A 19,852-nucleotide genomic window follows, 5' to 3' on the forward strand; every position below is an offset into this window, starting at 1 on the left:
CTTGAAAAGCTTGACAAACCGCCAGCCGACCATCGCGCCATCGTCGATCGCAATACGTCTAAACCTTAAGACGTCGATCGCCTCCGACCCCCTACGTCGGCCAGCGCGATCATGCGGCTGACCGGACCACGTTCCGGCCGTTAAGACACGGGAATCGCGTCAACCCGACTCATCCGGCACTGCCTTGCGTGTGGTGTGTCGCGGTCGCTGATCTGAGGTTCGCCCGCTTGGTGTTCCAAGCTTGGCTCGTGATCGACCGCCAACGGCCTGACGAGGTCGTCATCAATGCCGACGTGACGCGCTTGTGAACCATTTGCGACCATGGTCACGCCGTGTTGGTCCGCCAGGCAGCGTGCTGCACCGCGACGCAGCAGCCAGCGTCGATTGCTTGCAACAGCGAGGCTCGTAGCCGTCAGCGTGGCGCCGAGCTGATCGGTGCGTTGGGCGTGGCGGGTTCGCGCAGCGCGCGCTGGAATGCAGTGCGTTTTTCGGCGGAGTCGGCGAATGCGATCAAGGTCTGCAGGGCACTGTCGATCGCATACGAGTCGGCGTTGCTGACGGACAGGTCCTGACGCGCATCGAGATGCTCGGACAAGGCCTGGCGTAAGCACCATTGCAGGTAGTCATATACGGTCGGCCCATAGGTACCGACCGAGCAATGCAGGCTGCCGACATCCAATGGCCGTACGTCGTGCCACCATCCGCGCGGGATATACAGCAGGTCGCCGGCTTTCAGCGTCACGTCCACCATCGGATCGGTGTCGCGCGGGGCGAGATGATCGCGACTCGGCTGGTGGCTCAGCGGAAGTGGAAACGTCGGTGCCCACAGTCGCCACCGCTTGCGACCGATTAACTGTACGGCGAATACATCATGCGTATCCCAATGCATGCCGAACGTTCCGTCACCGCCGAAGCTGGCATAGGCATTGGCGCTGGTGGGAACGTCGCAGAACTTTGAAACCGAGGCACACAGCTGCATCAACATCCGGTCATCGTGTTCGACGCGGTTGATCACCAGTGATGCGCCGCCCCGCAGCAGATCGTAGATTCGAGAGGGGATCAGACGGTGTCGGGCCTGACCGTCATGGACGCGGTAGCCGAGGTATTGCGCTGGCGCTACGGGTCCGTTTCGGTACAGCTGCAGGCGTTGATCGCCGGGCTCGATGCGGTCGAGCAACTGGTCGAGCAGCGACCAGCTTGGACGTTGAGACGGCGTTAGCGCAGCTTGCATCCGGTACGGCGCGCGCTGCTGATAGTGGCAGCGGAAGTCGACCGGATTGACGCCGAAGTCGAGCATCAGATCGGTTTTGGAACCTCGGCCGCCGGAACCATGGCATTCGGCACCGGGGCAGCGGTCGCCTTGAGCCGGCTCAGCAGCACGTACATGGCAGGTATGACCAGCAGCGTCAGCGCGCCGCCGCCGATCAAGCCGCCGATCACGGCAATGCCCATCGACATCCGGCTCTCGGAGCCGGCGCCGAGCGCCAGTGCGATCGGGACGATGCCGAGTATCGTCGCCATCGTCGTCATCAGGATCGGCCGCAAGCGTGCCGCTGCGGCTTCACGTACTGCGGCCAGCGGGGTCCGGCCATCGCCGCGACGCTGGTTGGCGAATTCGACGATCAGGATGCCGTTCTTCGTGACCAGGCCGATCAGCATGATCAGGCCGATCTGCGAAAAAATGTTCAAGGTCTGCCCGGTGTACCACAGTGCGAACAGCGCGCCGGCCAGTGCCAATGGCACCGTCAGCAGGATCACAAACGGGTCCACGAAGCTTTCGAACTGCGCGGCCAGAACCAAGTAGATCAACAGCAGTGCCAGTGCAAAGACGTAGCCCAGCGACGAGCTGCTTTCGACGAAGTCGCGCGCGGCGCCGGTCAGTGACGTGGTGAAGCGCGTATCCAGCGTGGCGTCGGCGATGCGGCGGAACGCCTTGATGCCGTCATTCAAGGTATGCCCCGGTGCCAGCGTGCCGGAGACCGTGGCCGCGTTGAAGCGGTTGTAGCGATACAGCTCCGGCGGTGCACTGCTTTCGCTGAGCCGCACCAGATTGTCGAGCCGCACCATACCCGTGGCGCTACCGCTGGCCGGAACCGCGACATTGCCGAGGTCGGCCGGGCTGGAGCGGTAGTCGCGGGTGAGCTGTCCGATCACGTCGTATTGCTTGCCGTCGAGAATGAAGTAGCCGTAGCGCTGGCCACTGAGTGATGCCTGCAAGGTTTGTGCAATATCCAGTGCTGACACACCCAGTGTTTGGGCTTTGTCCCGATCGATTTCGACACGGACTTCGGGTTTGCTGAACTTCAGGTCGCTGTCGACGAAGCTGAAAGCCGGGTCCTTGCGCGCTTCTTCGAGGAAAGCCGGCAGCTTGTCCTGCAGATCGGCCAAGGTCGGCGCCTGCAGCACGAAGCGAACGCCGGTTTCGTTGGAGCGACGCTCGCCGATCGTGGCTTCCTGGGTGATGTTGACGCGGGCGCCGGTGTAGCGGCGCTGCAGCACGCGCAGCGCATCGGCGATGTCGGCCTGGCTGCGCTGACGGTCGCTCTTGTCGTTCAAGAACACCCGGATGAAGCCGCTGTTGACCGCGCCCTGGACGCCGGGGCCACCGCCAACGCCGGGCACCTGGGTCATCATCACGTCGGACTCGGGTACCAGCTGCGCGGTGGCCGAGGTGACATCGTCCATGAACGCCTGCATGTACTCGTAGCTGACGCCCTCGGAGCCGGTCGCGCGCACCCAAATGCGGCCGCGATCCTCCATCGGTGCCAGTTCGCGTGGCAGCGCGGCGAACAGCACGCCGATCACGACGCCCGCGATCAGCAGGATCAGCGGCGCCAGCCAGCGTCGCCGCAGAAAGCCGGCGAGCATGCGGTCGTAGCCGGATTCCATGCCGACGAACAGCGGCTCGGTCCGCGTGAACAGCCAGCCGTGTCCTTGATGCGCTTTCAGCAGCCGCGAACTGAGCATCGGCGTCAGCGTCAGCGCGACCAGCGCCGATATCAGAACGGCGCCGGCGATCGTCACGCCGAACTCGCGGAACAGGCGCCCGGACAATCCGCCCATGAACAGCAGCGGCAGGAACACGACCGCCAGCGTGATCGTCGTCGAAACGACGGCCATGAAGATTTCCTGCGTGCCCTTGATGCCCGCATCCAGCGGCGTCATGCCTTGCTCGATCTTGGCGTAGATGTTTTCGAGCACAACGATGGCATCGTCGACGACCAGGCCGATCGCCAGCACGATGCCGAGCAAGGTCAACACGTTGATCGAAAAGCCGGCGGCCGCCATCACCGCGAACGCGCCGATGATCGACACCGGAATCGCCAGTACCGGAATCAGCGTGGTGCGCCACTCGCGGAAGAATGCGAATACGACCAACAATACCAGCACGAACGCGATCACGATTGTTTCGGTGACTTCGAGCAGCGAGCGGCGTACGTACTCGGTGTTGTCGTAGGCCACGGCGATGCGGATATCGGCGGGAATATCCTTCTCGATCTGCTTAAGACGCGCGCGCAGGCCGTCGACGATCTGAATCTGGTTGGCACCCGGCTGCTGCTTGAAGTACAGCCCGGCGATTGGCTTGTCGCCCATCTTCAGCGCGCCGCGTTCGTTCTGCGCGCCGAGTTCGGCATATCCGATATCGCGGAAGCGCACGATACGATCACCGCTGCGTTTGACGACGATGTTGTCGAACTCGGCCGTCGTATTCAGCCGCGACAAGGTCTTGACCGGCAGTTCGATGCTCTCGCCTTCGATGCGTCCCGACGGCAGTTCGATGTTTTCGCGCGCCAGCGCGTTGCGCACGTCCAGCGGCGAAAGTCCGTAGCCGAGCAGCTTTTCCGGGTCCATCCACAGCCGCATCGCGTAACGCTTCTCGGCCGGCTGGTCGACGTTGGCGATGCCGGGCACCGTTTGCAGCCTCTCTTTGAGCAGGTTGGCGTAGGCGCCGAGTTCGAGTTGGGTGCGCGTGTCGCTCGACAAGGCCAGGCCGAAGATCGGTGACGAGTCGGCGTCGGCTTTGTTCAGAATCGGCGGGTTGACGTCCGGTGGCAGGAAGCGCGCCGCACGCGACAGCTGGTCGCGCACGTCGCTGGCTGCGGTTTCCAGGTCGGTATCCAGCGAAAACTCGGCGTTGATCTGGCTGGCGCCTTCGCGGCTGGTCGACGTCAGGGCGACGATGCCGGCGACCGTGTTGACCGCTTCTTCGATCGGCTCGGTGATCTGCGCCTGCACCACATCGGCCGATGCGCCGGGATAGCTGGTCGTGATCGAGATCGACGGCGGATCGACGGCCGGATACTCGCGCACGCCCAGCTGCTTCACGCTCAGCAGACCCGCGAGCACGATCAGCACCGACAGCACGATCGTCAGTACCGGTCGGCGGATGCTGATCTCGGCCAGACTCATGCGGCTCATCGCGTGCCCACTCCGCTGACGTTGGCGATCGCCGCGGCGCGCGGTGTGCCTGCATCATCATCGGTCAGCACGGCTTGTCCAGGACGTAGATTCTGCAGGCCCGAGGTGATCAGCAGCTCGCCCGGCTTGAGCCCGGACAAGATCTGCACCGTCGTCGACGAGCGCGTACCGGTTTCGACGGCGCGACGTTCGGCCTTGTGATCGGCGCCGACGACGAACACGGTCTTCTCGTTCAGGCCGGGAATCACGGCAACTGCCGGTACCACCAGCGCATCGTCGACCTGGTCGAGCACCAACTCGATGCTCGCGAACGTACCCGGTAGCAGTCGACCATCGCGGTTATCGGTGATCGCGCGGATCTGCAGCGACCGCGTCCCGGCATCGATGCGCGGGTCATAGGCGTAGATGCGTCCGCTGAACGGCGCGGTGGCGCCATCGACGCTGAAGCGCAACGGTCCACCGACCCGGATGCGCTGCGCGTATTTTTCCGGCACCGCAAAATCGATCTTCAGCTGGTCGAGCTGCTGTAGCGTCGCCACGCGCGTATTGACGCTGACGAACGAGCCTTCGCTGACGTAGCGCAGGCCGACCACCCCGTCGAATGGAGCGCGGATTTCGGTGCCGGCGATCTGGGCTTGCGTCAGTTCGATCTGCGCGCGCTGCACGTTCAGCTCCGACAGCGCGATGTCGTAGTCTTCCTGCCGCACCAGCCCTTGCTGTATCAGCGGTGCGAGGCGCTTTTCGCGGGTTTCGGCCAATGCCAATTGATAGCGCGAGCGCACCAGCGTCGCTTGCAGCTCGGCGTCGTTGAGTTTGACCAGCAGCTCACCCTTGCGGACGCGCGCACCTTCGCGGAAGTGGATCGCGGTCACGCGACCATTGGTCTCGGCCTGCAGTTCGACGCCTTCGGTCGCGATCAGGGTGCCGGTCGCGCTGATCGTTTCCACCAGTGGCGCGGCGACGACGCGCATGGTGCTGACTTTCAGCGGCACGGCGGTCGCGCTGCGGCCCTCACCGCTGCTAGGGCGCGGCTTTGCGTCGCCTTTGACGCCGATGACGGCCGTCGTTGACGCGCCGCCGGTTGGCTTGGCTTCGTGCTGGGTCGCAAGCAGCTTCGGAACAATGACGGCGCCGGCCACGGTGATGCTGCCGGCTAGCCATAACGCGGTTTTCACGGCGGATTTCATCGATCGGCGTCAGTGGCTGTCGAATGCGGCCTGGTATTCGGCGAGCTTGGCCTTGATGGCCTTCAGCTCTGCCTCGGTCGGCGTGGCCGGGTTGGCGGCCGGTGGCGGGGCGCCGTAGCGCAGCAGGCAGGCCAGCAGCAGCAGCCGCGCCTTGGTCGGGCTCAGATTGCTGCCTTCGACGTACAGGTTGTTCGGGTTGACCGCGAGATAGCCGACCGTCGGCGAACGCGACACCTTGACCACCGGCACACCGCTGGCTGCTGCCAGATTGAACGCGGTGTCGTAGCCAGGCACGAAGCTGCCGCCCTGGTTGCCTTCGGCGACGATGCCGCTCAGCGGTTCCTCATCGAGCGCGCGGTCGAGCTGTGCCAGCACGTCGACGGCGATGTCGGCACTGCGCGCGGCGTCGAGCGTCGACCATCGCGCGCCCTTTACCAGCACCACGTTCGGGATCGCGGTTTCCAGCAGCTCGCCCTTGGCGTTCTTGATCGGCACGCTGACCGACTTGATGCGACCGTTGCCATCGCGGTGCACGCCGCTGACGCTGGCCGGCAGCTGCGTGTAGCGCACGTCGCTGGTCCAGGTGTGCTTGCGGTTGGGCACATAGGCCACCGTCAGCGGATCGGTATCGCCGAGGTAGCCGCCAAAGCCGCCGGTGGGGATGTAGCCGCCAGGGCGTGCGTCGCCCTTGGTGATTTCGCGGGCGGTGTACAGCACGTCGTCCTGGATCGCGATCGCGCCGAGCTGATTGCGTCCCTGCGCGTCCTTCCAGACGGTGCTGGTGATGTATTCGACCGAGTTGATGATGTTGGCGTCGCCGTCGGGCGAGATCTTGCCGCGCGTGCGCTGCGCCGCGTTGAATACCAGCGGCTGGGTCGTATCGATCAGCAAATGCATCCAGTACGCGGAGTCCTCGATATTCGGTGAGCCTTCAAACCAAATGCCGCCCTGATAGCGTCCGCTGGCCATCGCGGCTTGCACTTTGTTGGTGGCCCGCGCCAGCGCGGCGCGCGTCGGCGTCGTGCCGTAGGCGCCGTACTGGAAGAAATCCACGCCGGGCTTTTCCGGCGCGATGTCGCCGCTGCCGATGTCGGTGCGCTCGCTGGCCTTGAGCCCTTTGGTGTAGCCGCCGCTGGGCGCGGCGCGATAGAAGTCGAAGCTCGCCAGCGCCTGCAGATTCGCGCCTTCGCGTTCGATCTCTTCGAAGATCCGCGATGCATCGGGGTAGAAGGTCTGGCGCGACTTTTCAAATGGCGCGCCGGCGCGGGTCGCGTTCGAATCCCAAGGCGAGCCATCGGCCTGTACCGCCATGTACGGCAGTGGATACAAGCCGTCTTCGGGTTTCAGCGTGACCGCGTAGACCGGCTTGTCGGATGCCGACTGGCGATCCTTGTGAAACACGCCGCTGGTATCGATGTAGCCATCGGGCGGGCCGTACAGTTCGGCGACGTCGCGCTCCAGCGGATGAGCCGAAAACTGCTCGACGTAGACCGTCACCGGCGCGGCCAGTCGTTGCGGACGCAGCACGTCGACCGATGCCGTGTGGCCATGGCTGTCGATCAGCGGCGGCAAGCCGCGCTGCTGACGCGCCTTGATGCTGGTGACGAAGGGCTCGTTGTTCTGGATCGTCGCCGTCGGGCCGGAGAACACGGCGATCTTGGGCTTGGCTTCGGCGGCGATCGCGGTCAGCGTGAACGAGGCCAGCATGGTGGCCGTTGCGAGCACAACGAGGGGTTTCATCAGCGGTTGTCCTGTGGACGTGATGGTGATGCCGGTGCGCCGCGTCATCAGATGCGCTTCCAGCGAATGATCGATGTGCTGCCGTCGGCCTTGGGCGGTGTTTCCAGCGACAGCTGTCCGGCCTCGTCGAACGAGTAGTAGCGCTTGGCGTGCTGACCGACTTGGCGCGGATTGAAGTTGCCTTGCTGCGCGTGCACCACGCAGCGCTCGGCCGGCAGCAGCATCCACGTGCCGAAGTACGAGCTGACGCCGTCGACGACGCCTTGCAGCTCGCTGCCGCTGGCGCGGGCCAGGCTGTCGGAGGCTGGCGTCGGACGCGCCGATTTGATGATCTGCACCGACAGCCGGCCGTCGGCGCCGTAGATCAGCTGCCCGGTCGATGGCCAGCGTGGTGACGGCCGGATGCGGCCGTCCTGGCTGCGCTCATCCAGACCGATCAGCGTCCAGCTGCCGACGAAACGGCTCGCCAAGGAATCTGCCAGCGGCGGCACGCTGGCCGGCGCATGTCGATAGTGCGTGGACTGTTCGTAGGCATAGGCGTAGCGGATGATCCGCGCTTCGTCCCAGGCGCGGCCGAGTATCTGCAAGCCCACCGGCAAGCCCTCGCCCAAGTAGCCGCTCGGTACCGACAGCGCTGGCCACTGTAGCGAACTGCCGACGAAGGTCAGGCTGCTGCCGAGCGCGGTCGGGCCGGCATCGGGCGCCGGGCGCGGCGTCGCCGTCAGCTGGGTATTGCGGTCGCCATTGATCGCCGGCAACTGCGCCCAGGTCGGAAACACCACGGCGTCGATACCCGCTGCGTCCATCGCCTTGGTGAAGGCCTCGCGGTAGCGCTGCTCGTTGGCGGCACCTTCGATCGTCTCCGGGTCCTCGGCGACCGGCCGCGCGGCGGCGGCCGCGTCGAAGCCGGCTTGATGTAGCGGGTGCAGCAGCTTGGAATCCGCGATCGCTTGGACCGACGGAAACGGGATGCCTGGATGGCGCGCGATGAAGCGCGTCAGGTCGTCCTTGAAACGCGCAGCGGTCTGCGGCGGGCGAGGGATGCGATCGAGTTCGGGGATCGCGAAATCCTCGATCACGGTCGCACCCGCGGCGCGCAGTTCGGTGATCGTCTGCTGGAAGTGCGCGATCACGCGCGGATCGGCCGTCTTGGCCGTGAAGATCTGCGACAGCACGCCCAGCCGCGCGCCTTTGAGCGCATCGGGCGCCAGCTGCGCGCGGTAGCTGCGAGCAATATGGCCTTTGGCGCGGGTCGTGGCTTCGTCTTGCGGGTCGAAGCCCGCGATCACGTCGAGCAGCGTGGCCATGTCGGCGACGCTGCGTGCCATCGGCCCGGCGGTGTCGCGGACGCTGTTGAGCGGCACCAAGCCGCTGCGCGACACCAGGCCAACCGTCGGGCGCAGACCGGCCAGCGCGTTGTGCGCGGCCGGCATGCGCACGCTGCCGCCGGTATCGGTGCCGATGCCGACGATGCCGAAGCTCGCGGCCAGGCTCGCACCGGTGCCACCGGACGAGCCACCGGTTGCGAACGCGGTGTTGTACGGATTGCGCGCAAAGCCGGAGACGACCGAGTTGATGTTGTCGCCGCCGCCGCGGGCGAACTCCGACAACGAGGCCTTGGCGATGATGATGCCACCGGCGTCGCGGATCTTCTTGACCAGCGTGGCATCCGATGGCGGCAGGTAGTGCTTCCAGCCCTGGAAGCCGGACGTCATCGGCATGCCGACGGCGTCGAGATTGTCTTTGATGATGACCGGGATGCCGTGCAACACGCCGACCGGCTTGCCGGTCTGCTTCAGCTGCGCGTCGAGTGCGGCGGCGTCCTGCACTGCGTTGGGGTTGACCGTGATCAACGAGTTGATCAGCGGGCCTTGCTGGTCATAGGCGGCAATGCGTGCCAGATGCGCCTGCGTGACCTCGACCGCGGTCGTCGTGCCGGCGCGATATGCGGCCATCACCGAATCGATCGTGGCTTCTTCGACCGGGTAGCTCGCTGCCTGCGACAAGCCCGGCGTCAGTGCGGCCAGCGCGCTGCCCAGCATCGCGGTCGCGGTGACCCGCACGATCCGCTGCGTCGACGGCCGATGGCGACGCAAATGCGATGTCGGGCGATCGTGCAATCGAGTGGCGTGCATGGCGGGCATCGTGGGGCGTCTTTGCAATCAGACGGCGCGACGCGCCCGACCCCCCACCTGTGACTGTGGGGTATCGGTCGCGCTCAGCGTCTGAATCAGCACATCCCCACCGATCAATACGCATGCACGCTCACACGTTTCCCAGCGCAATGACCTCACTGGCGCTGGCGGTTGCGCTGACGCTGTCTTCCCCTGCATCGCGCGCCGCGCAGGCTGCCGAAGCGCGCTTCGTGCTCGAAGAAGCGACGATCGCCGATATTCAAGCGGCGTTCGCCGCCGAGGCACTGACGTCCGAACAACTGGTTACGCTGTACCTGCAGCGGATCAAAGCCTATGAGGACGGCGGACCCAAGCTCAATGCGATCCTGACGCTGAACCCGAAGGCCCGCGAACAAGCGCGCGCGCTCGACCGCGAGCGCAAGGCCAAGGGCCCGCGCGGGCCCTTGCACGGCGTGCCGGTGCTGCTGAAAGACAACATCGATACGGCCGATCTGCCGACCAGCAACGGCTCGGCCGTGCTCAAAGCAGCGGTGCCGCCCGATGATGCGGCGATCACGCGCGAGCTGCGCGCCGCAGGCGCGGTGATTCTCGGCAAGGCAGCGATGGGCGAGTTTGCCGGTGGCAGCTACAACTCGGTCGGCGGACAGTCGATCAATCCCTATCACTTCAAGCGCCACACGGGCGGGTCGAGCAGCGGATCGGGCGCGGCGATCGCGGCCAACTTCGCGATGCTGGCCGTCGGTACCGACACCAGCACCTCGGTGCGTGGCCCTGCGGCCTACAGCGGCATCGTCGGCTTTCGCCCGACCACCGGGCTGATCTCACGCGACGGCATCGCGCCGAAGAATCTGAACTTCGACAGCGCCGGACCGATGGCGCGCACCGTCACTGACGTGGCGGCGATGCTCAGTGTGATTGCCGCGCGCGACAGCGCCGACCCGACCAACGTGCAGGTCTGGGACGAAATTGCCAAGCGCCATCCGGTCACCCAAGGCCATCTGGATTTCACGGCGTACCTGGATGCCGGCGCGCTCAAGGGCAAGAAGCTGGGCGTGGTCCGCGACTTTTTCGGCGGTGATCCGGAGATCGACGCCCTCGCCGAACAAGCGCTGGCCGCGATGCGCGCGCAAGGGGCGACGACGGTCGACATCCAGCTCGACCCGGCGTTCGTGCAGCGCTACCTGGGTGACGGCAACCGCGACATCCGCCGCTTGAGCGACCACCGCTTCAAGGCCGACTGGGAACGCTACCTGGCGACGTTCAAGGACCCGAACCTGCCCAAGACCGTCACCGAAATGCTAACGATCTACGACACCACGGTGATGCCGTCGCCGCTGCCGGTCGAGGACAGCGTGCTGCGCTTGCTGAAGACCTCGCTGACGACGTCCACTGATGCACCCGAGTATCAGGCGTTCATCACCAAGACCTTGCCCGAGGCCACGCGCGACAAGCTCGCGCTGTTCGACCGCTACGGCGTCGATGCGCTGGTGTTCCCATACTTCAGCGCGTTCGCGCCGCCGATCAAGAACCCGGCCTACAGCATCGACGACAAGACCTACGTCGAGTCCAAGCGTCCGCAACCCGCGACGCTGGCCGGCTACAGTTCGGTCGGCTTTCCGTCGGCGGTCGTGCCGATGGGCTTCGGGTCGCAAGGCCTGCCGATGGACATCGGCTTCATGGCGCGGCCTTACGACGAACCCAAGCTGATGGGCATCGCCTACGCCTATGAGCAAGCCAGCCATGCACGCAAGCCGTCGCCGCTGCTGCCGCCGCTGAAGGGCGAGACGATCGACTACAAGACCCGGCCGCGCTGACACCTCGACACGCTCGCAAAAAAGCCCCGGATCACTGCGCGCTGCGGTGATCCGGGGCTTGTTCGTTTGCGCTGGCTGTCATCGTGGTCACCGCGCCGATGCCGCTCGCTAGCGGCGCAGTGACAGCGGCCGCCGCGCGTGATGCCGACGCGCAGCGACCGCGTACGTCACTTACAGCGGTGGCTTCTTCCAGCCGCCGCTCTGCGCTTCCAGATACGAGGCCACCGCGATGCACAGATCTTCGCGCCACGGTGCGGCCACCACCTGCAAGCCGATCGGCAGCTTGCCGTCGGCGCTGGAGCCGCAGCGCACGACGACCGAGGGCCAGCCGGTGGAATTGAATGCACCGGTATACGGCCAGCCGCCGCCGGGCGCGCCACCACCGCCGGCCGGGTTGTCGGCGTCGATCAGCTGCGCCGGCTTGCCCGCGGTCGGGCAGATGAACACGTCGTACTGCTTCATCCAGTCGAGCATCCGCGACTTGGCATCGTCATGCTTTTCCCAGGCTTCAACCATCGCCGCGCTGCTGATCGGCTTGACGTTGGCCATGGCTTCCTTGCGCGCCGGAGAGAAGTTGACCGTATTCCACTTGGCAGCGAGACGCTTGTAGAACGCCCAGCCGTCGCCACTGGTCAGCGTACTGCGCGCTTCGCGCAGGTCGTCGAGAATGGCGGACGGCACGTCTTCGACAACGCTCAGCGTGGCCGCTTCGAGCCACTTGGCGGCCTTGCGCACGGTCGCCTTGGTGTCGTCGTCGGTGGCCTGGCGGCCGACGCCGCCGTTGTCGACGCAGAAGGCGACCTTGAGCTTCTTCAAGTTCACTTTGGCGGGATCGGCCCACGGCACCGGCGCGCACGAGGCGTCGCGGAAATCGGGGCCGCTGATGATCGGCGTGATCAGCGCCAGATCTTCGACGCGGCGCGTCATCGGCCCGAGCTGCTGCCACAAGTCGAAGATGCCGCCGTAGTCGACGATGTGGCCGGTGCGCGGCACGCGCACACTGGTCGGCTTGATGCCGGCGATGCCGTTGTTGTGCGCCGGCCCCCGGATCGAACCGCCCCAGTCGGAGCCGATGTCGAACGCGGCGCCGCCAGCGGCGACGATCGCGCCGGCACCACCGGACGAGCCCGACGTCGAACGCGTCAGGTCATACGGATTATGTGATGAGCCGTACAACAGATTGCTGGCCGTGCTGATGCCGGCCAAGCCGCCGAGCGTGAACTCCGGTGTATTGGTCTTGCCCAGCAGAATCGCGCCGGCCTTGCGCAAGCGTGCGGTGACGGTTGCGTCCTTCGGCGGCAGGTACTGCTGACGTCCGTAAGTGGCGCCGGTCGTGATCACGCCTTCGGTGTCGATCGAATCCTTCAGTGTCATCGGCACGCCGTGCAATGGGCCTTTCCAGTCGCCGCGCGCCGCTGCGGCGTCGAGTGCGCGCGCTTCGCTGCGGGCCCGCGCATAGCAGTTCATTACCACCGCATTGAGCAGATCGTCGACCGCGATTTGGCGTTCGATGTAGGCATTGACCGCTTCCAGCGCCGATACCTTGCGCGCGCGGATCAAGCCGGCGAGCTTGGTCGCCGACATGTAGATCAGCTCGTCACTGGTGTCACTGGATGCGATTGTCGGCAGCGCGGTGGCGGCGACGGCGGCCACGGCGCTGGTGATGTGGCGCATGCCGAACAGTTCGCGCCGGCTGAAGCCTTCGGGAATCAGGTGATGCGGAGTCGTATCGTTCATCGGATTTCGTTCCTGGAGAGTGGCAGCGCTACGGCGCAATGTCAGATCGCGGGCTTCTTCCAGCCGCCGGTCTGCTTTTCGATGTGGGCCAGCGCGGCGATGACGACATCGTCGCGCCACGGTTGGGCGACGACCTGGATGCCCAGCGGCAGACCCGGCTCTTCGGTCGAGGTGTTGGCACGGACCACACCGGCCGGCCAGCCGGTGGTGTTGTACTGGCTGTTGTAGCCGCCACCACCACCGGGTGCGTCGGGTGCGCGCGTGAACTCGGGCGGCACCGCGCGCGGCGGCTGCGCACTGCTCGGGCAGATGATCAGGTCGTACTGCTCGAACCACGCCAGCTGCTCGCTCTTGATCGCATCCATCTGCTCGCAGGCGGCCGTGAACTCGCTGCTCGGAATCTCGTCGCCGCCGAGGCGCAAGCCGGGCGAGGCCTGCGTGCTACCGTGTTTTTTCAGCAGCCGGCGCATGTTGTCGCCGCCGCTGGCGCCGCTGAACTTGCGGCGCGCATCGGCCAGCTCCTTGATCTTCGGCGGCATGTCGAGCGTGGTCTTGCAGCCGAGCTTGTCGAAGTAGGCCACGCACTGCTTGACCATCGCCTGCACTTCGGCGGTCGGCGGCGTGATGCCGTCGCTGGCATACCAGGCCACGCGCAACGACTTGAGATTGACTGCGGACGGCTCGCCCAGCGGCACCGGCGCCATCGCCGCGTCCCAGTTATCGGGGCCGGACAGGATCGGCATCAACAGCGCCAGATCTTCGACGTAGCGCGTCATCGGTCCGGTTTCCTGGAACGTGTCGTAGGCACCGCCGTAGCCGACGATGTGACCGGTGCGCGGTACGCGGCCGTAGGTCGGCTTGATGCCGGCGATGCCGTTGACGTTCGACGGCCCGCGAATGCTGCCGCCGTAGTCCGAGCCGATGTCGAAGTACGCACCGCACGCGGCCACGATCGCGCCCGCACCGCCGGATGAGCCGGCCGGGTTGTAGCCCTTGCCATAAGGGTTGTAGGTCTGGCCGTAGACCAGGTTGTAGGTGCCGCGCGCACCGCCACCGAGCGTGAACTCCGGCGTGTTGGTCTTGCCGAGCAGAATGCCGCCGGCAGCGCGCAGCCGCGCCACGACGGTGGCGTCCTTGCCGGGCACGAACTGTTTGCGGCCCAGCGTGCCGCCGGTCGACACCACGCCTGCGGTGTCGAACGAATCCTTGATCGTGAACGGGACGCCGTGCAGCGGGCCCAGTGACTTGCCGGCGGCGATCGCAATGTCGGCCTGCTCGGCTTCGGCCAGCGCGCGTTCGCGGCAGGTGAACACCACGGCGTTGAGCACCGGATTGACTTCATCGATACGCGCATAGCAGCGCTTGACCAGCTCCACGGCGCTGATCTTGCGTTCGCGCAGCATCCGCGCGACTTGGGTGGCCGACAGCGACAACACGTCGCCTTCAGCCAGCGCGGCATACGCGGGCTTCAAGCCCAGCGTCGACAGCGCGGCACCGGCCGCGACCGATGTGTGGAGAAAGCGGCGACGCGACAGCGTCAACGGCGAATCAAGCTCAGGCTTCATGGACGTACCCGGTGGTAGCGGATGGAATCGAAATGGCGCTACCGATTCAGACGCCCGCCATTGCAGCCACCCCACCGCAGCGCTGCTGATTTTGATCGCGTCGCCTTTCGGGATCGGCGTGCAGCGAAGCCCATGCGCGCGCACAAAAAAACCCGCGACCGGAGTCGCGGGCTTGCGTTTCGTGGTGCCTTGCGTTGTTGGCTTGTCAGCGTCCGGCCGAGACCTTGCTCCAGAACGGTGGCTTGTCGTTGACGAACAGATACTTCGGAATCATCGCGTGGATGCCCTTGGTGTCGTCGACGACTTGCGTGACGCGAAAGTCGATCGCGATGCTCGACAGCGCAAACGCGCGTTCAAACGGCAGCTTCTTGGCTTCGGCGAGAAAGCCGTTGGTTTCGCGGATCGCCATCTGCATCGCTTTGTCCAGATTCGGATCGAGACCAAACGTCATGTAATGCGTTGGCGTTTCGCCGCGCGGCGCCTTGATCGGCATGTTCTTGTGCAGCACGAACTGCAGCACGGCCGTGTTGGCCGTTTCGATCGCGTTGACGGTGACTTCGCCATCGCCCTGGGCTGCGTGCGAATCGCCGGTGTAGAACAGCGCGCCCGGCTGGAACACCGGCAGATACAGCGAGGTGCCGGCGATCAAGTCCTTGCAGTCCAGATTGCCGCCGAAGGCGCCGGGCGGGCCGCTGCGCCGGTTCGGGCCTTCGCTATCGGCCGGCTGCACGCCCATCACGCCCATGAACGGCGCCAGTGGCACCTCGATGCCCGGTGCGAAGCGGCCGATGCCGCGCGCCATGTCGAGCCCGACGACGAAGTTGAACGGCTCGGGCACTTCATCGGGTATGCCGCCGCGGCCGTTACGGCCGCCGACGGTGCCGTAAGGTATCCGCGGTGTGACTTGGACGATGCGCACTTCGAGCATGTCGCCGGGCATCGCACCTTCGATCGCGATCGGCCCGACCAGCAGATGGCCGCTCTTGATGTCGGCCTGGCGCGGGGTTTCCTTGACGACGCGGTCGATCTCCTTGACCGCCTGGGTTTGCGCGGCGTCGAGCGTGATGCCGTTGGCCTTGATCCACTCGAACGCGTCCTGCTCGCCCCAGCGATTGCCGCCGCCGCCGTCGATCCGCACCGTGGCGCCGGAGCGCACCGTGAGGATCGGTTTCTTCTCTTTCGGAAAGTTGCCGACGACCGAGTTCTCTGGCGTCAGCTTCACGTGGTACTGGTAGGGCACGTCGGCGGCGATCGCGCGTCCGGTGCCGGCCAGTGCCAGCAGGCACAGTGCAAGCAGCGTCAGCGGGCGGCGATGCAGCACGGCGCAGCGGGGATCAATATTCATTGAAGATTCTCGTGACGTTGGCCAGATCGCTGGACTGGGTCAGTGCCAGTTGCAGCAGGATTCGCGCTTTCTCGGGCTTGAGGTTGTCTCCGGGCACGATCAAGGCTTCGCGGCGACGCGGCGTGTCCTGCACGCGGCCGCCGTCGGTGCGCGCCGTCATCACGACGACCACACCGCTGGCTTGGGCGCGCTTGATCGCCTCGGTCTGACTGCTGGTGGCGCTGCCAGCGCCGGTGCCTTCGACGACGATGCCCTTGGCGCCGTGGGCGACCATCGCATCGATCAGATAGCCGGGCGCATCGCGATATGCGTAGGCGACTTCGACCGGCGGCAGGCTGCTGTAATCCTTGCCGGCGAACTCCGACTGCGTGGTGTGGCGACGCACCGGCTCGCGGTAGAAGCGCACGCGATCGGGATCGGCAAAACCGATCGCGCCGACATCGACGCCTTTGAACGTGTTGACGCGATACGCGCTGGTCTTGTCGACGTCGCGCGCGGTGTTGATGAACTGGTTCATCGCGTGCAGCACGCCCTTGCCGCGTGCCTCGGGCGAGGCGGCGACGCGCACCGCGTCATACAGATTGCGCGGGCCGTCGCCCGACAAGCCGGTCCATGGACGCTGCGAGCCGACGAAGACGATCGGCTTGTCGGTGTTGACGGTCAGGTTCATGTAGTAGGCCGTCTCCGCCATCGTATTGGTGCCGTGCGTGACGACGATGCCGGCGATGCGCGGATCGGCAGCGAGCTGGTTCAGCCGCTTGGCGACGCGAGCGAAGTCTTCGTGCGTTTCGCTGCTGGTGCGGTCTTGCGGCGCGCGCTGGTCTTCGATGATCACGTTGGCGATGCCGGCCAGCTCGGGCAGATCGTGGACCCAGTCCTGCGGGTCGACGCGCGGCACGCCCTTGCCGCCGTAATTGGTGATGTTCAGACGCGGCGTGCCGCGGCTGGCGATCGTGCCGCCCATCGACATCAGCACGATCGTCGGCAGTGCCTGGGTGTCGGCCGGTATCGGGGGCGGCGGCGCATAAGTGGGGATTTCCTGCGCGTGGGCGACAGGGGCCAGCAGCAGCCAGCAGGCAGCCGCGATGCAGCGGTGATAGGCGACAGAGGTCATGGCGGCTCGCGATCAGTATTCGTTGAACATGCGCTGGATTTCTTTCGGGTCTTGCGTGCGCGTCAGCGCCAGCCGCAACAGGATTCGCGCCTTCTGCGGCGGCAGGTTGTCGGCGCTGATCCGGTTTTGGCTGGCACCCTTGGCGCTTTCGACGACGCGGCCCGCACCCTTGCGGTCGCTGTTGACGATCAGCACGCCCTTGGCTTGCGCTCGCTTCACGGCGTCGGCATTGCTGCCGGTCAGCACCAGGCCCTTGGCGCCAGCGGCGACGAAAGCGTCGATCGCGGTGCCGTCCTGCTCCTGGTAGTCGTAGGTGACGTCGACGCGCGGCAGCGTCGTCAGCGTGGAGACGTCGAACTCGGAGCGTGTCGTGTGCCGGTAGGTCGGCTTGCGGTAGTAGACGATCTGGTCGGAGTCGGTATAGCCGAGCGGCCCAAGGTCGCGGGCGACGAAGGTTTCCATCCGGTAGGTGTTGCTCTTGGTCGTGTCGCGAGCCGCGTTGATCTCGTCGTTGAGCACGATCAGCACGCCCATGCCGCGTGACGTCGGCGAGGCGGCGGTGCGCACCGCGTTGTACAGATTGAACGGCCCGTCGCGGCTGACCGCGGTAAATGGCCGCATCGCACCGACGACGACCACCGGCTTGTCGGACTTGACGACCAGGTTCAGGAAGAACGCGGTTTCTTCCAGCGTCGCCGTGCCATGCGTGACCACGGCGCCAGCGGAGTCGGGTAGTGCGAGCCAGGCGTTGATCTCTTTGGCCAGCCGCAGCTGGATCTCGGTGTTGACGCTCGGCGAGCCGACGTTGGAGATCTCGGTGTAGCTGACGTCGGCAATATCCTTGAGTTCGGGCAGGTCGGCGATCAGCTCGGCGGGGCCGACCTTGCCGTCGGAGTACTCCATCAGCTTCTGGCGATGTGCGCCCTTGCTCTGGATCGTGCCGCCGGTCGTGAACAGCTTGACCTTGGGCAAGGCGACAGCGGGTGCGTTCTGAGCGGACGCCAATGGCGCCGCGCACAACAACGTCAGGCTCAGCAACAGGGATCGGATCATGGTCGTGGCTTGGGTTCGGGTCGTGGGTCGGTTCGGTCGAGTTCGGCGTACCAGCTGTCGAGCACGCGCTGCGCGTCTTGGGTGCGCATCGCGCGGCCGTCGGTCGTGGCCAGTGCTTCACCGCGCGACAGCGCGCGGCGCATCAGCGCTGCGGCCTGGCCGATGCGCTCGCGATGCGCGTTTGCCAGTGCGGCGATCGAAGCGGCGTCGGCACCGTCGAGGTGCGGCATCACGACGTGCTCGAAGCGCGATTGGTTGTAGATCAGCAGCGCCAGTTCGGCGTCATGCGCGGCGCTGGGTGCCAGATCGGCGAGACGCTTCGCGATCGGCAGTTCGCGGTTCATCGCCGCGTAGGCCGCGCGTGCCAGCTGGCCTGCGGCTTCGGAATCGCCGGCTTGTGAGCGCTGCTGGGCTTGCAGCAGATACGCCTGGTAGCCGGTCTGCGCTCCACTCCAGACCGACAGCGCGCCGCCGGTCAGCAGCGCCAACGGCAGGCCGAAGTACAGCAGCTGGCGCGCGAGCACCGGCAGCGGCTTGCGGGCGAGGGCTTCGCGGGACGCGGTGTCGGCGGTGGCGCCCGGCAGCGCCAGATGCTGCTGGTTGGCGCCTTGGCGCAGCTTCCAGATGAAGCCGTCGAAGTAGTAGTGCATCAGCGTCGACGTCAGGCCGACCGCGATCAACACGACCATCAGCCAGCGGCTGTCCCATTGCGTCGTCAGCAGCTCGCCGTACGCCAGGCACAAGGCAACATAGCCGGCGCCGACCAGCCAGCCGCCGCGCTGGTGCCAGCGCGCGAACACGCCGCTGCGGACGCGATCGGCATGGCCCGCCAAGCCGCGGTTGTAGCGCCAGACGATCGCCAGATACTGGGTCATGTGGACGATGCCGACGGCCGCGAAGCCCGCCTTGAAGCTCCAGCCCGGCGCCATCGACGCGATCCAGTCGTTCGGCGTGTAGGCCAGTGCCATCACGCCGAACGTGCTCGCATACAGCGCCAGCTTGACCCAGCTGATCGCGTGCCCTTGGCGGTGGCACCACAGCAGATACACCGCGTAGGCGGCGAGCATGCCCAGTGCGACCCGCGTGCCGATCCACTGCACGACGGCCAGGCCCGCCGACGTTACCCATTGCAGCAGCGGCCAGCCGGTGCTGCGGTACAAGTCGGTCAGCAGGCCGGTCAGCCAGTCGCCGCTGGCCAGCATGATCGCGACAAAGCCGGTGGCGCACAGCAGCAGATCCATACGCGCGGCCAGCGCACGTGGCGCCGTGTTGATCCGGTCGTAGACGCGCATGAAGCCGTAGTGCTGCATCAGGAAGTGGTACGGGTCCCAGATCACGGCGAGCAGGAACAGGTACAGCAGGTTTTCGACCGGCAGGTCGTGCGCGATCAGCCAGCCGCCGACCAGCAGCGCGATCGTCAACGGCAGCAGCGGCGCGATCAGGAACGTCCAGCGGTGACGTGCGAACAGCGCCACGTCACCGTAGAGGCGGATGAACGTCGGCAAGTGGTGCGCGACCGTCATCACGATGTGCGTGGTCAAAATCAGCGTCGTCGCGACCGCGGCACCGAGCAATAAAAAAGCCGCAATCGCCATGCTCAGGATGACAAGGGGGGCGGCAATGATGAACAGGCTGTCCTGCAGCGGATCGAGCACCCAGTTCTGGCGCGGTATCGACGGCAAGCGGGCGACGATGCGGCCGTCGCCGATGCTGCTGCCCGTATTTCCGTCGACCATCGCCAAG

At 65.9% G+C, this 19,852-nt stretch carries 12 protein-coding genes; 1 reads left to right on the forward strand and 11 read right to left on the reverse strand.

The genetic code is table 11. The features are described 5' to 3' along the window. Nucleotides 1-412: 412 nt before the first annotated feature. From BUB09_RS09300 to BUB09_RS09325, 5 genes are read right to left on the reverse strand one after another with little or no spacing between them, the layout of a single operon-like run. Complete coding sequence (locus BUB09_RS09300) at nt 413-1,297, reverse strand: cupin domain-containing protein (RefSeq protein WP_072896934.1); 885 nt, start codon at nt 1,295-1,297, stop codon at nt 413-415. Further along, a complete protein-coding gene (locus BUB09_RS09305) occupies nt 1,297-4,410 on the reverse strand; it encodes an efflux RND transporter permease subunit (RefSeq protein ID WP_084083346.1) in 3,114 nt (1,037 codons plus the stop codon). Before BUB09_RS09305 ends, BUB09_RS09300 begins: the two co-directional genes overlap by 1 nt. A 5-nt stretch (nt 4,411-4,415) precedes the next feature. Next, on the reverse strand, nt 4,416-5,606 hold the full coding sequence (locus BUB09_RS09310; RefSeq protein WP_072896947.1) for an efflux RND transporter periplasmic adaptor subunit: 1,191 nt from the start codon (nt 5,604-5,606) through the stop codon (nt 4,416-4,418). 9 nt (nt 5,607-5,615) lie between these two features. Beyond that, entirely contained in the window at nt 5,616-7,346 is a 1,731-nt protein-coding gene (locus tag BUB09_RS09315) for an asparaginase domain-containing protein (RefSeq protein ID WP_175550159.1), read from the reverse strand. Nucleotides 7,347-7,393: 47 nt separating this feature from the next. Continuing rightward, nucleotides 7,394-9,490: an amidase family protein gene (locus tag BUB09_RS09325; RefSeq protein ID WP_139250221.1), complete on the reverse strand. Its 2,097-nt coding sequence runs from the start codon at nt 9,488-9,490 to the stop codon at nt 7,394-7,396. 113 nt (nt 9,491-9,603) lie between these two features. Between BUB09_RS09325 and BUB09_RS09330 the strand changes: the two genes are divergently transcribed. Next, nucleotides 9,604-11,295: an amidase family protein gene (locus tag BUB09_RS09330; protein WP_072896948.1), complete on the forward strand. Its 1,692-nt coding sequence runs from the start codon at nt 9,604-9,606 to the stop codon at nt 11,293-11,295. A 171-nt stretch (nt 11,296-11,466) separates the two neighbouring features. Here the strand turns inward: BUB09_RS09330 and BUB09_RS09335 are convergent, their stop codons facing one another. From BUB09_RS09335 to BUB09_RS09360, 6 genes are all read right to left on the reverse strand, one after another. After that, on the reverse strand, nt 11,467-13,032 hold the full coding sequence (locus BUB09_RS09335; RefSeq protein ID WP_072896950.1) for an amidase: 1,566 nt from the start codon (nt 13,030-13,032) through the stop codon (nt 11,467-11,469). 41 nt (nt 13,033-13,073) lie between these two features. Then, entirely contained in the window at nt 13,074-14,597 is a 1,524-nt protein-coding gene (locus BUB09_RS09340; RefSeq protein ID WP_072896952.1) for an amidase, read from the reverse strand. 205 nt (nt 14,598-14,802) lie between these two features. Next, on the reverse strand, nt 14,803-15,942 hold the full coding sequence (locus BUB09_RS09345) for an acetamidase/formamidase family protein (protein ID WP_072896954.1): 1,140 nt from the start codon (nt 15,940-15,942) through the stop codon (nt 14,803-14,805). Continuing rightward, nucleotides 15,932-17,056 (reverse strand): asparaginase, encoded by a 1,125-nt coding sequence (locus tag BUB09_RS09350; RefSeq protein ID WP_072896955.1) that lies wholly within the window; start codon nt 17,054-17,056, stop codon nt 15,932-15,934. Before BUB09_RS09350 ends, BUB09_RS09345 begins: the two co-directional genes overlap by 11 nt. A 12-nt stretch (nt 17,057-17,068) precedes the next feature. Then, complete coding sequence (locus tag BUB09_RS09355) at nt 17,069-18,109, reverse strand: type II asparaginase (RefSeq protein ID WP_072896957.1); 1,041 nt, start codon at nt 18,107-18,109, stop codon at nt 17,069-17,071. Then, nucleotides 18,106-19,845 (reverse strand): hypothetical protein, encoded by a 1,740-nt coding sequence (locus BUB09_RS09360; RefSeq protein ID WP_072896958.1) that lies wholly within the window; start codon nt 19,843-19,845, stop codon nt 18,106-18,108. The genes BUB09_RS09355 and BUB09_RS09360 overlap by 4 nt, the downstream gene beginning before the upstream one ends. Nucleotides 19,846-19,852: the final 7 nt, after the last annotated feature.

Source organism: Hydrocarboniphaga daqingensis (genome assembly GCF_900129825.1).
Taxonomy (GTDB): domain Bacteria; phylum Pseudomonadota; class Gammaproteobacteria; order Nevskiales; family Nevskiaceae; genus Hydrocarboniphaga; species Hydrocarboniphaga daqingensis.

What these genes read in the sequence shown, in the direction of transcription:
- BUB09_RS09300 (WP_072896934.1), bottom strand. Translation starts at nt 1,297, where the DNA reads ATGCTCGACTTCGGCGTCAATCCGGTCGACTTCCGCTGCCACTATCAG.
- BUB09_RS09305 (WP_084083346.1), bottom strand. Translation starts at nt 4,410, where the DNA reads ATGAGTCTGGCCGAGATCAGCATCCGCCGACCGGTACTGACGATCGTG.
- BUB09_RS09310 (WP_072896947.1), bottom strand. Translation starts at nt 5,606, where the DNA reads ATGAAATCCGCCGTGAAAACCGCGTTATGGCTAGCCGGCAGCATCACC.
- BUB09_RS09315 (WP_175550159.1), bottom strand. Translation starts at nt 7,346, where the DNA reads ATGAAACCCCTCGTTGTGCTCGCAACGGCCACCATGCTGGCCTCGTTC.
- BUB09_RS09325 (WP_139250221.1), bottom strand. Translation starts at nt 9,490, where the DNA reads ATGCCCGCCATGCACGCCACTCGATTGCACGATCGCCCGACATCGCAT.
- BUB09_RS09330 (WP_072896948.1), top strand. Translation starts at nt 9,604, where the DNA reads ATGCACGCTCACACGTTTCCCAGCGCAATGACCTCACTGGCGCTGGCG.
- BUB09_RS09335 (WP_072896950.1), bottom strand. Translation starts at nt 13,032, where the DNA reads ATGAACGATACGACTCCGCATCACCTGATTCCCGAAGGCTTCAGCCGG.
- BUB09_RS09340 (WP_072896952.1), bottom strand. Translation starts at nt 14,597, where the DNA reads ATGAAGCCTGAGCTTGATTCGCCGTTGACGCTGTCGCGTCGCCGCTTT.
- BUB09_RS09345 (WP_072896954.1), bottom strand. Translation starts at nt 15,942, where the DNA reads ATGAATATTGATCCCCGCTGCGCCGTGCTGCATCGCCGCCCGCTGACG.
- BUB09_RS09350 (WP_072896955.1), bottom strand. Translation starts at nt 17,056, where the DNA reads ATGACCTCTGTCGCCTATCACCGCTGCATCGCGGCTGCCTGCTGGCTG.
- BUB09_RS09355 (WP_072896957.1), bottom strand. Translation starts at nt 18,109, where the DNA reads ATGATCCGATCCCTGTTGCTGAGCCTGACGTTGTTGTGCGCGGCGCCA.
- BUB09_RS09360 (WP_072896958.1), bottom strand. Translation starts at nt 19,845, where the DNA reads ATGGTCGACGGAAATACGGGCAGCAGCATCGGCGACGGCCGCATCGTC.